The 12,474-nt window shown below is 52.5% G+C and carries 8 protein-coding genes and 1 pseudogene; all 9 read right to left on the reverse strand.

The features are described from left to right. Nucleotides 1-4,224, reverse strand: coding sequence for a DNA-directed RNA polymerase subunit beta' (gene rpoC, locus A6013_RS23060; protein WP_028015097.1), 4,224 nt, complete (start codon nucleotides 4,222-4,224; stop codon nucleotides 1-3). Between the two features lie 76 nt (nucleotides 4,225-4,300). Beyond that, on the reverse strand, nucleotides 4,301-8,329 hold the full coding sequence (gene rpoB / locus A6013_RS23065) for a DNA-directed RNA polymerase subunit beta (RefSeq protein WP_015569976.1): 4,029 nt from the start codon (nucleotides 8,327-8,329) through the stop codon (nucleotides 4,301-4,303). A 319-nt stretch (nucleotides 8,330-8,648) separates the two neighbouring features. Continuing rightward, on the reverse strand, nucleotides 8,649-9,014 hold the full coding sequence (gene rplL / locus A6013_RS23070) for a 50S ribosomal protein L7/L12 (protein WP_002445276.1): 366 nt from the start codon (nucleotides 9,012-9,014) through the stop codon (nucleotides 8,649-8,651). 66 nt (nucleotides 9,015-9,080) lie between these two features. Further along, nucleotides 9,081-9,578: a 50S ribosomal protein L10 gene (gene rplJ, locus A6013_RS23075; RefSeq protein ID WP_003862338.1), complete on the reverse strand. Its 498-nt coding sequence runs from the start codon at nucleotides 9,576-9,578 to the stop codon at nucleotides 9,081-9,083. A gap of 289 nt (nucleotides 9,579-9,867) precedes the next feature. After that, nucleotides 9,868-10,572 carry a 50S ribosomal protein L1 gene (gene rplA / locus A6013_RS23080; protein WP_006810530.1) on the reverse strand — a complete coding sequence of 235 codons (705 nt, stop codon included), beginning with the start codon at nucleotides 10,570-10,572 and terminating at the stop codon, nucleotides 9,868-9,870. Between the two features lie 3 nt (nucleotides 10,573-10,575). Beyond that, entirely contained in the window at nucleotides 10,576-11,004 is a 429-nt protein-coding gene (gene rplK / locus A6013_RS23085) for a 50S ribosomal protein L11 (protein WP_008503452.1), read from the reverse strand. 156 nt (nucleotides 11,005-11,160) lie between these two features. Further along, nucleotides 11,161-11,706: a transcription termination/antitermination protein NusG gene (gene nusG, locus A6013_RS23090; RefSeq protein WP_003862341.1), complete on the reverse strand. Its 546-nt coding sequence runs from the start codon at nucleotides 11,704-11,706 to the stop codon at nucleotides 11,161-11,163. Nucleotide 11,707: 1 nt separating this feature from the next. Then, complete coding sequence (secE, locus tag A6013_RS23095) at nucleotides 11,708-12,091, reverse strand: preprotein translocase subunit SecE (RefSeq protein ID WP_003862342.1); 384 nt, start codon at nucleotides 12,089-12,091, stop codon at nucleotides 11,708-11,710. Nucleotides 12,092-12,318: 227 nt separating this feature from the next. Then, a pseudogene (tuf, locus tag A6013_RS25580) lies at nucleotides 12,319-12,474 on the reverse strand (elongation factor Tu); the annotation flags it as partial.

A 12,474-nucleotide genomic window follows, 5' to 3' on the forward strand; every position in this document is an offset into this window, starting at 1 on the left:
TTACTCGTTGTCGGAACCGCCCAGACCTGCGTTCAGCAGTTCTGCCAGGCTCGCGGATGCATCTTCAGCAGTAACCTGCGGTGCAGCTGGCAGTTCGCCCGCTGCGCGACGACGCATACGATCCTGATGGTACGCATAACCGGTACCGGCAGGGATCAGACGACCCACGATGACGTTCTCTTTCAGACCGCGCAGTTCATCACGTTTACCTGCAACAGCGGCTTCGGTCAGGACACGAGTCGTTTCCTGGAACGATGCTGCGGAGATGAAGGACTCGGTTGCCAGAGACGCTTTGGTGATACCCAGCAGATCGCGTGCGAAGGTCGCACCGATTTTGCCGTTCGCTTCCAGATCGCGGTTAGCGATCTTAACGCGTGAGTATTCAACCTGCTCGCCTTCCAGGAAGTCGGAGCTGCCCGCGTTTTCGATGGTTGCTTTACGCAGCATCTGACGAACGATAACTTCGATGTGCTTATCGTTAATCTTAACGCCCTGCAGGCGGTATACGTCCTGTACTTCGTTAACAATGTAACGAGTAACAGCATGCACACCACGCAGACGCAGGATGTCGTGCGGCGCTTCTGGACCGTCGGAAACCACGTCACCACGTTCTACACGTTCGCCTTCGAACACGTTGAGCTGACGCCACTTAGGAATCATCTCTTCGTACGGCTCGCTGCCATCTACTGGGGTGATAACCAGACGGCGCTTACCTTTGGTCTCTTTACCGAAGGAGATGATCCCGCTGATTTCAGCCAGGATTGCAGGCTCTTTCGGACGACGTGCTTCGAACAGGTCCGCAACGCGTGGCAGACCACCGGTGATGTCCTTGGTACCGCCGGATTCCTGAGGAATACGCGCCAGGGTGTCACCAGAGCTGATCTGTACGCCATCTTCCAGCTGTACAATCGCTTTACCCGGCAGGAAGTACTGCGCAGGCATATCGGTACCCGGGATCAGAACGTCGTTACCCTGAGCATCAACGATTTTCAGTGCAGGACGCAGATCTTTACCGCCGGTAGTACGTTCAGCAGAATCCAGAACCACCAGAGAAGACAGACCGGTCAGCTCGTCGGTCTGACGAGTAATGGTCTGGCCGTCGATCATGTCAGTAAAGCGGATGAAACCACTTACTTCGGTGATTACCGGCATGGTGTGTGGATCCCAGTTTGCAACGGTTTCACCGCCGGCAACCTGCTCGCCATCACCTTTCGCCATAACCGCACCGTAAGGCACTTTATAGCTCTCTTTGGTACGACCGAATTCGTCGATCAGCTTCAGCTCGGTGTTACGAGAGGTCACAACCAGCTTGCCTGCGGAGTTAACAACAGACTTCGCGTTGCTGAGCTTGATGCTACCTTTGTTTTTCACCTGAATGCTGGATTCAGCAGCCGCACGAGATGCCGCACCACCGATGTGGAACGTACGCATCGTCAGCTGTGTACCCGGCTCACCGATGGACTGTGCCGCGATAACGCCGATGGCTTCACCTTTGTTGATGATGTGGCCACGCGCCAGGTCACGACCGTAGCAGTGTGCACACACACCAAAGTCGGTGTCACAGGATACAACGGAACGCACTTTCACAGAGTCAACAGAGTTCGCTTCCAGCAGGTCACACCACTGTTCGTGCAGCAGCGTATTGCGTGGAACCAGAATGTCTGCGGTGCCCGGCTTCAGAATGTCTTCCGCGGTCACACGACCCAGTACGCGATCGCGCAGCGGCTCTTTAACATCACCACCCTCGATAACCGGGGTCATGGTGATACCTTCGAGGGTGCCACAATCGTCTTCAGTCACAACCAGATCCTGCGCAACGTCAACCAGACGACGCGTCAGATAACCGGAGTTCGCTGTCTTCAGTGCGGTATCCGCCAGACCTTTACGCGCACCGTGCGTGGAGATGAAGTACTGGAGTACGTTCAGACCTTCACGGAAGTTCGCGGTGATTGGCGTTTCGATGATGGAGCCATCTGGCTTCGCCATCAGACCACGCATACCTGCCAGCTGACGAATCTGTGCTGCAGAACCACGCGCACCGGAGTCGGCCATCATGTAGATGCTGTTGAAGGAAACCTGCTGCTCTTCGACGCCGTCACGGTTAATCACGGTTTCGGTTTGCAGGTTATCCATCATCGCTTTGGATACACGATCGTTCGCCGCTGCCCAGATATCGATAACTTTGTTGTAGCGTTCGCCCGCGGTTACCAGACCAGACTGGAACTGCTCCTGGATCTCAGCAACTTCAGCTTCCGCTTCAGAGATGATCTCGTGTTTCTTCTCTGGGATGACCATGTCATCGATACCAACAGATGCACCTGAACGCGCTGCATAAGCAAAGCCGGTATACATTGTCTGGTCAGCGAAGATAACGGTCGGCTTCAGACCCAGAATGCGGTAACAGGTGTTCAGCATTTTGGAGATCGCTTTCTTGCCCAGCGCCTGGTTGACGATGGAGAAAGGCAGACCTTTCGGTACGATCATCCACAGAATGGCACGGCCAATGGTCGTGTCTTTCAGGCTGGTCTTCGCAACGAATTCGCCGTTTGCATCTTTTTCGTATTCGGTGATACGCACTTTAACGCGCGCATGCAGAGAGGCCAGGCCAGCGCGATAAATACGCTCAGCTTCTTTCGGGCCAGTCAGCACCATGCCTTCGCCTTTGGCGTTAACACAGTCACGGGTCATGTAGTACAGACCCAATACAACGTCCTGAGAAGGAACGATAATTGGTTCACCGTTCGCTGGAGACAGGATGTTGTTGGTAGACATCATCAGCGCACGCGCTTCAAGCTGGGCTTCCAGCGTCAGCGGTACGTGAACAGCCATCTGGTCACCATCGAAGTCGGCGTTATAGGCCGCACAAACCAGCGGGTGCAGCTGGATAGCTTTACCTTCGATCAGGACTGGCTCAAATGCCTGGATACCCAGACGGTGCAGGGTTGGTGCACGGTTCAGCAGTACCGGGTGTTCGCGGATAACTTCGTCCAGGATATCCCAAACGACAGCTTCTTCACGCTCAACCATTTTCTTAGCGGCTTTGATGGTGGTGGCCAGGCCACGCAGCTCCAGCTTGCCGTAGATGAACGGTTTGAACAGCTCCAGTGCCATTTTCTTCGGCAGACCGCACTGATGCAGACGCAGGTATGGACCTACGGTGATTACAGAACGACCGGAGTAGTCAACACGCTTACCGAGCAGGTTCTGACGGAAACGACCCTGCTTACCTTTGATCATGTCGGCCAAAGATTTCAGAGGACGCTTGTTAGAACCGGTGATCGCACGACCGCGACGACCGTTATCCAGCAGGGCATCTACCGCTTCCTGCAGCATACGTTTTTCGTTGCGTACGATGATGTCCGGCGCAGCCAGATCCAGCAGACGTTTCAGACGGTTGTTACGGTTTATAACGCGACGATACAGATCGTTCAGATCGGACGTTGCGAAACGACCACCATCCAGCGGAACCAGCGGACGCAGATCTGGCGGCAGAACCGGCAGAACGGTCAGGATCATCCACTCTGGTTTGTTACCAGACTGAACGAACGCTTCCAGCAGTTTGATACGCTTGGTCAGCTTTTTACGCTTGGTTTCGGAGTTGGTTTCGTTCAGCTCTTCACGCAGCTGCTCGCACTCCTGCTCCAGATCCATGCTCTTCAGCAGGGCCTGAATAGCTTCCGCACCCATCTTCGCGTCGAATTCGTCACCGAACTCTTCCAGCGCGTCCAGATACTGCTCTTCAGTCAGGATCTGGTGACGTTCCAGGTTCGTCATTCCGCCTTCGATAACTACATAAGATTCGAAGTACAGAACACGTTCGATATCGCGCAGCGGCATATCCAGCAGCAGACCGATACGGGACGGCAGAGATTTCAGGAACCAGATGTGAGCAGTCGGAGACGCCAGCTCGATGTGGCCCATACGCTCACGGCGTACTTTGGTCTGGGTCACTTCAACGCCGCACTTCTCACAGATCACACCGCGGTGTTTCAGGCGCTTGTACTTACCGCACAGGCACTCGTAATCTTTTACTGGCCCGAAAATACGCGCACAGAAAAGGCCATCACGCTCAGGTTTGAACGTACGGTAGTTGATGGTTTCCGGCTTTTTAACTTCACCGAAAGACCATGAACGGATCATGTCTGGCGAAGCCAGAGCAATTTTGATCGCATCAAACTCTTCGGTTTTAGTCTGCGCTTTCAGAAACTTTAATAAATCTTTCACGGATTTGCTCCCGTCGGAGTTAGCACAATCCGGTGCCGGGGGTTAACCCGGCACCAGTGACCTGTTTGAGCGAGAATTACTCGTCTTCCAGTTCGATGTTGATACCCAGCGAACGAATCTCTTTCAACAGTACGTTGAAGGATTCTGGCATGCCTGGTTCCATCTGATGGTTGCCGTCCACGATGTTTTTATACATCTTGGTACGACCGTTCACGTCATCAGACTTAACGGTAAGCATTTCCTGCAGGGTGTATGCCGCGCCGTATGCTTCCAGCGCCCACACTTCCATCTCCCCGAAGCGCTGACCACCGAACTGTGCCTTACCACCCAGCGGCTGCTGAGTAACCAGGCTGTAAGAACCGGTAGAACGAGCGTGCATCTTGTCGTCGACCAGGTGGTTCAGTTTCAGCATGTACATGTAACCTACGGTTACTGGACGCTCAAACTGTTCACCGGTACGGCCGTCAAACAGCGTAATCTGACCAGACGTTGGCAGACCACCCAGTTGCAGCAGCTCTTTAATTTCAGCTTCTTTTGCACCGTCGAATACCGGCGTTGCAATTGGCATACCTTTGCGCAGGTTCTCTGCCAGACGCAGCACTTCTTCATCGCTGAAGGTGTTCAGGTCGACTTTCTGACGCACGTCGGTACCCAGATCGTAGGCACGCTGGATGAATTCGCGCAGTTTCGCGACTTCCTGCTGCTGTTTCAGCATGGCGTTAATCTTGTCGCCAATACCTTTCGCAGCCATACCCAGGTGAGTTTCCAGAATCTGACCAATGTTCATACGAGACGGTACGCCCAGTGGGTTCAGTACGATATCTACCGGCGTACCGTTAGCATCGTGCGGCATATCTTCGATCGGGTTGATCTTAGAGATAACACCCTTGTTACCGTGACGACCTGCCATCTTATCACCAGGCTGGATCTGACGTTTAACAGCCAGATACACCTTAACAATCTTCAGCACGCCTGGTGCCAGATCGTCGCCCTGAGTGATTTTGCGGCGTTTCGCTTCGAGTTTTTTCTCGAACTCGTGTTTCAGTTCGTCATACTGCTCAGCCAGCTGTTCCAGCTGATTTTGTTTCTCTTCGTCGGTCAGGCCGAGTTCCAGCCAGCGATCGCGTGGCAGTTTGTCGAGCTTCTCAGCTTCAACGCCACCGGCAACCAGCACCGCATAGATACGGCTGAACAGACCTGCTTCGAGGATCTGCAGTTCTTCAGACAGGTCTTTCTTAGCCTGTTTGAGCTGCATCTCTTCGATTTCCAGCGCACGCTTATCTTTCTCAACGCCATCACGAGTGAAGACCTGAACGTCGATAACCGTACCGGAAACACCGTTTGGTACGCGCAGAGAAGAGTCTTTAACGTCAGACGCTTTCTCACCGAAGATAGCACGCAGCAGTTTCTCTTCTGGGGTCAGCTGGGTTTCACCTTTCGGCGTCACCTTACCTACCAGAATATCGCCGCCGGTCACTTCCGCACCGATGTAAACAATACCGGATTCATCCAGCTTGGAGAGCGCAGCTTCACCCACGTTAGGGATGTCGGCAGTGATCTCTTCTGGCCCCAGCTTGGTGTCACGGGACACACAGGCCAGTTCCTGAATGTGGATGGTGGTGAAACGATCTTCCTGAACCACACGCTCGGAGACGAGGATGGAGTCTTCGAAGTTGTAACCGTTCCACGGCATGAACGCTACGCGCATGTTCTGACCGAGCGCCAGTTCACCGAGGTCGGTGGACGGACCGTCTGCCAGCACGTCGCCGCGCTCAACTGGCTCACCCAGAGATACGCAAGGCATCTGGTTGATACAGGTGTTCTGGTTAGAACGGGTGTATTTGGTCAGGTTGTAGATGTCGATACCCGCTTCGCCCGGATACATCTCGTCTTCGTTAACTTTGATAACGATACGGGATGCGTCAACGTACTGAACGGTACCGCCACGCTTAGCAACTGCAGTAACACCGGAGTCAACGGCCACAGCACGTTCCATACCGGTACCAACCAGCGGCTTATCAGCACGCAGAGTTGGAACGGCCTGACGTTGCATGTTCGCACCCATCAATGCACGGTTGGCGTCATCGTGTTCCAGGAACGGGATCAGGGACGCACCGACGGATACCACCTGCTGGGTGGATACGTCCATGTAGTCAACCTGGTCGCGGCTGAACAAGCTGGATTCGCCTTTGCTACGGCAGGTAACCAGATCTTCTACAAAGTGGCCTTCGTCATCCAGGTTGGAGTTCGCCTGAGCGATAACGTAGTTGCCTTCTTCGATAGCAGACAGGTAATGAATTTCGTCGGTAACCACACCGTCGGTCACTTTACGATACGGGGTCTCAAGGAAACCGTATTCGTTTGTCTGTGCGTACACGGACAGGGAGTTGATCAGACCGATGTTTGGACCTTCAGGCGTTTCGATTGGACATACGCGACCGTAGTGAGTCGGGTGTACGTCTCGAACTTCAAAGCCTGCACGTTCACGGGTCAGACCGCCTGGGCCGAGTGCAGAGATACGACGTTTGTGCGTGATCTCAGACAGCGGGTTGTTCTGGTCCATGAACTGAGACAGCTGGCTGGAACCAAAGAACTCTTTCACTGCTGCAGAAATCGGCTTGGCGTTGATCATATCCTGAGGCATAAGGGTATCCAGATCGCCCAGAGACAGACGCTCTTTCACCGCACGCTCTACACGTACCAGGCCAACGCGGAACTGGTTTTCCGCCATTTCGCCTACGGAACGGATACGACGGTTGCCGAGGTGGTCGATATCGTCCACTTCGCCTTTGCCGTTACGGATATCAATGAGCTTCTTCATCACTTCGATGATGTCGTCTTTGCTCAGGATACCGGAACCTTCGATTTCGTCGCGCAGCAGAGAACGGTTGAACTTCATACGACCTACCGCGGACAGATCGTAGCGGTCTTCGGAGAAGAACAGGTTCTCGAACAGGCTTTCAGCCGCTTCGCGAGTTGGTGGCTCACCAGGACGCATCATGCGGTAGATTTCTACCAGCGCGCTCAGACGATCGTTGGTTGGGTCGACGCGTACAGTCTCAGAGATGTACGGACCGTGGTCCAGATCGTTGGTGAACAGCGTTTCGATACGTTTGTGGCCAGACTGGCTCAGCTTAGCCAGCAGATCCAGGCTCAGCTCCATGTTCGCCGGGCAGATCAGCTCGCCAGTTGATTCATCAACGTAATCTTTCGCGGCTACTTTTCCTGCAATGTATTCAACCGGAACTTCGATGTGTTTGATATCATCTTTTTCCAGCTGGCGGATGTGGCGCGCGGTGATACGGCGACCTTTTTCCACATACACTTTGCCGTCGGCTTCGATGTCGAACGACGCGGTCTCACCACGCAGACGTTCCGGCACCAGCTCCATCTGCAGCTTGTTGTCGCGGATTTCAAAGATCACTTTCTCAAAGAACAGGTCCAGGATCTGCTCAGTGGTATAGTTCAGTGCACGCAGAATGATGGTTGCAGGCAGTTTACGACGACGGTCGATACGGACAAACAGGTTGTCTTTTGGATCGAACTCGAAGTCCAGCCATGAACCACGGTAAGGAATGATGCGTGCGTTATACAGTACTTTACCGGAAGAGTGTGTTTTACCTTTATCGCTGTCGAAGAAGACGCCCGGGCTACGATGCAGCTGGGAAACGATAACACGCTCAGTACCGTTGATAACGAAAGTACCGTTGTCTGTCATGAGTGGAATCTCACCCATGTAGACTTCTTGTTCTTTAATGTCTTTTACGGTGCCTTCCGGCGCTTCGCGCTCGTAGATCACCAGACGCAGTTTTACGCGCAGCGGTGCGGAATAGGTCACGCCACGGATCTGACATTCCTGAACGTCAAACACCGGTTCGCCAAGGCGGTAGCTGACGTACTGCAGCTCGGAGTTACCGCTGTAGCTCTGAATCGGGAACACGGAACGGAAGGCTGCTTCCAGACCGTACTGCCCTTCAGGATCTTGCTCGATAAACTTCTGGAACGAGTCAAGCTGGATAGAAAGGAGATATGGAATGTCCAGAACTTGTGGACGTTTACCAAAATCCTTACGAATACGTTTTTTCTCGGTATAGGAGTAAACCATAGGGTTCCTCAGCTCGCTGACAAGTCGACCCATCTGCCCGACGAAGGGACAGTTTGTGCAACACCATTTTGTGGACCGGAAAATTGAATACTTTCCGCAATACCTGTTGCTATCACGCTTAAACCATTTCATTGCGATTTACACAGAGCGAGCACCCTGTCGCAGTATATTAAGTCGTCGATAGAAACAAGCATTGTCAGGACAATCAGCAGTCAAACAGTGTGAAATGCTACTGATGCCTTACAGCGCAAAAAGGCTGGTGACTAAAAAGTCACCAGCCATCAGCCTAATTGCTTAGGCTGCAACCAGAAAAGTTGGCTTATTTAACTTCAACTTCAGCGCCAGCTTCTTCCAGAGATTTTTTCAGTGCTTCTGCGTCGTCTTTGCTCACGCCTTCTTTCAGCGCAGCTGGAGCAGATTCTACCAGGTCTTTAGCTTCTTTCAGACCCAGGCCAGTTGCGCCACGTACTGCTTTGATAACAGCAACTTTGTTCGCGCCAGCAGCTTTCAGAATTACGTCGAATTCAGTTTTTTCTTCAGCAGCTTCAGCCGGGCCAGCAGCTACAGCTACAGCAGCAGCAGCAGAAACACCGAATTTTTCTTCCATTGCAGATACCAGCTCTACAACGTCCATTACGGACATAGCTGCAACTGCTTCAATGATTTGATCTTTAGTGATAGACATTTAAATTGTTCCTGAAAATCAGAATAAGTTTATACGTAAGCAAATGCTTTATAAAGATAACTGCGATTAAGCAGCTTCTTTCGCATCGCGTACAGCAGCCAGAGTGCGAACCAGTTTGCCAGCCGCAGCTTCTTTCATGGTTGCCATCAGGCGTGCAATTGCTTCTTCGTAGGTCGGCAGGGTTGCCAGGCGATCGATTTGCGATGCCGGGATCAACTCACCTTCAAAGGCTGCAGCTTTGACCTCAAATTTTGCATTCGCTTTCGCGAACTCTTTGAACAGACGAGCAGCAGCGCCCGGGTGTTCCATAGAGTATGCAATCAGGGTCGGACCAACAAACGTGTCTTTCAGGCACTCGAACTGAGTACCTTCAACTACGCGACGCAGCAGGGTGTTACGAACAACACGCATGTATACGCCAGCTTCACGACCTGCTTTACGCAGTTCAGTCATTTTGTCTACAGTAACGCCACGGGAATCCGCAACTACTGCAGACAGCGCGCCTTTGGCTACTTCGCTGACTTCAGCAACAATCGCTTGTTTGTCTTGAAGATTTAAAGCCATTAGCTTTGCTCCTGGATGTTTGCCGGAACTCATGTTCCGGAACTCACTTCACTCAACCCAACGGGAAGAGCGTCTTAATACGGTGAGCAGAAACAAGCCAGAGTATTAAAAATAATCTTAGCGTTCTGTCACCGTCTACGCAGGGGATTAAGTTTCTTGCGAAACACCTGCGGTCTTCGACGGAGGCCTGGATAGGCCAGGCTCCAACGAACAAATCTTTTAGCCGCTAACTTTCGTTAGCAAACGTGGGGGTAAGATTGTAGACAAAATCACCGCCCACGTAAAGGCATTAGTTTGCAGCAGCGCTCAGGCCAGCCTGGTCAACTGCAACACCTGCACCCATGGTGGTGGAGATGCTAACTTTCTTGATGTACACGCCTTTCGCCTGAGTTGGTTTAGCTTTTTTCAGCGCAACCAGCAGAGCTTCCAGGTTTTCTTTCAGTTTGTCAGCGTCAAAGTCCACTTTACCGATGGTGGTGTGGATGATGCCGTTTTTGTCGTTACGGTAACGAACCTGACCTGCTTTAGCGTTCTTAACCGCTTCAGCAACGTTAGGGGTTACAGTACCCACTTTCGGGTTTGGCATCAGGCCGCGTGGACCCAGAACCTGGCCCAGCTGGCCAACAACGCGCATTGCATCTGGAGAAGCAATAACAACGTCAAAGTTCATTTCGCCTTTCTTGATCTGATCAGCCAGATCTTCCATACCTACCAGTTCAGCGCCGGCAGCTTTAGCAGCTTCAGCGTTTGCACCCTGAGCAAATACAGCTACGCGAACGGAACGGCCAGTACCGTGTGGCAGTACAGTTGCGCCACGAACGTTCTGATCGGATTTACGAGCATCGATGCCCAGGTTAACGGCAACGTCAACGCTTTCAACGAACTTAGCAGTCGCCAGTTCTTTCAGCAGAGCAATAGCTTCGTTGATGTCGTACTGTTTGGTCGCATCAACTTTGTCACGGATCACGGACATGCGCTTGGTCAGTTTAGCCATTTCTTAGTCCTCCACTACCAGGCCCATGGAACGTGCAGTACCTTCGATGGAGCGAGTCATCGCTTCAATGTCGGCACCAGTCATGTCGGCAGCTTTGGTCTGCGCGATTTCCTGCAGCTGAGCGCGGGAAATTTTACCCACTTTGTCTTTGTTCGGTTTACCGGAACCAGACTTGATACCAGCCGCTTTCTTCAGCAGAACTGCTGCTGGAGGGGTTTTGGTAACGAAAGTGAAAGAACGGTCAGCGTAAACAGTGATTACGACTGGGATTGGCAGACCTTTTTCCAGGGATTCCGTTTTTGCGTTGAACGCTTTACAGAATTCCATGATGTTCACACCCTGCTGACCCAGAGCTGGACCAACTGGTGGACTTGGGTTCGCCATACCAGCTGCAACCTGCAGCTTGACGTAGGCTTGTACTTTCTTAGCCATTCTAAAATCCTCTGATTGGGTAATAGCGCCTCAGGGAGGCTCCCCGTGAATAAAATTCGTTTTACGGGCCGGGACCCATAAAAACAAAAGGCGCGAAATTGTATTCCAATCCCGCGCCTTGTGCAACGATTAAATCGTCGCTTTTTTGATCGCTGCTTAGGCTTTTTCTACCTGGGCAAAGTCCAGCTCTACCGGGGTCGCACGACCGAAGATAGAAACAGAAACTTTCAGGCGGGACTTCTCATAGTCCACTTCTTCAACCACGCCATTAAAGTCAGCAAACGGACCGTCATTAACACGAACCATTTCACCCGGTTCAAACAGCGTTTTCGGACGCGGCTTATCACCCACCTGCTGCAGGCGGTTCATAATCGCATCAACTTCTTTGTCGCTGATTGGCGCCGGACGGTCAGACGTGCCGCCGATAAAGCCCATCACACGCGGCACGCTGCGCACCAGGTGCCAGCTCGCGTCGTTCATAACCATCTGAACCAGCACGTAACCCGGGAAGAATTTGCGCTCGCTTTTGCGACGCTGGCCGCCACGGATCTCAACCACTTCTTCGGTCGGAACCATAACTTCGCCAAACAACTCTTCCATGTTGTGTAATTTGATATGCTCACGCAGCGACGTTGCTACGCGGCCTTCAAAACCGGAAAACGCCTGAACGACGTACCAGCGCTTTTTAGGGGCTTCAGACATCTCAGAACCTCAGGCCAGTGATAAAGGATACCAGGCGAACCAGAATACCATCCAGTCCCCACAGGATCAGTGACATTACAGCGGTTACCGCCGCTACGATCAGCGTGGTGTGCAATGTTTCCTGGCGAGTCGGCCAAATGACCTTGCGGACTTCGGTACGCGCTTCGCGGGCAAACGCAACGGTCGCTTTGCCTTTTGTCGTCAACAGCGCGACACCACCCGCCGCAGCAATCAGAATTACCACTGCAAGCGCGCGTAGCGGCAGCATCATGTCACGATAAAGATAGTTGCCGACAATCGCCACAATCAGCAGCACGGCTACAACTACCCATTTCATCGCTTCCAGGCCGCGCCCGCTCCCTTGAGCTTCGGTATTCGCACTCATAAACCAACCTGTCAGAAGTATTCTACAAACATTTTCACCCCGCGAGTGCGAGGCAAACCAATCGAAATGCTATTCGCTTTTCGTATTATACGCTCTCCGCAGAGCCTGTCTCAGCAATGATTATGACAAAATTAATCACTGATGAGCCAGGTTCTGATGTGAAAGCGTGCAAAAAGGGCATCAAATGATGCCCTTTTATTGCGCATTGCGTCAAATGTTATCAGCGATTAGCCGAGAACTTTAGCAACAACGCCCGCGCCAACGGTACGGCCGCCTTCACGGATTGCGAAACGCAGACCGTCGTCCATCGCGATTGGGTGGATCAGAGTCACAACCATCTTGATGTTGTCGCCTGGCATTACCATCTCTACGCCTTCTGGCAG

This window comes from Enterobacter sp. IF2SW-B1 (assembly GCF_001743375.1).
GTDB lineage: Bacteria > Pseudomonadota > Gammaproteobacteria > Enterobacterales > Enterobacteriaceae > Enterobacter > Enterobacter bugandensis.

Bases quoted from the DNA above. Each gene is read 5' to 3' on its own strand.
- rpoB (WP_015569976.1), bottom strand. From the start codon at position 8,329: ATGGTTTACTCCTATACCGAGAAAAAACGTATTCGTAAGGATTTTGGT.
- rplL (WP_002445276.1), bottom strand. From the start codon at position 9,014: ATGTCTATCACTAAAGATCAAATCATTGAAGCAGTTGCAGCTATGTCC.
- rplJ (WP_003862338.1), bottom strand. From the start codon at position 9,578: ATGGCTTTAAATCTTCAAGACAAACAAGCGATTGTTGCTGAAGTCAGC.
- rplA (WP_006810530.1), bottom strand. From the start codon at position 10,572: ATGGCTAAACTGACCAAGCGCATGTCCGTGATCCGTGACAAAGTTGAT.
- rplK (WP_008503452.1), bottom strand. From the start codon at position 11,004: ATGGCTAAGAAAGTACAAGCCTACGTCAAGCTGCAGGTTGCAGCTGGT.
- nusG (WP_003862341.1), bottom strand. From the start codon at position 11,706: ATGTCTGAAGCCCCTAAAAAGCGCTGGTACGTCGTTCAGGCGTTTTCC.
- secE (WP_003862342.1), bottom strand. From the start codon at position 12,091: ATGAGTGCGAATACCGAAGCTCAAGGGAGCGGGCGCGGCCTGGAAGCG.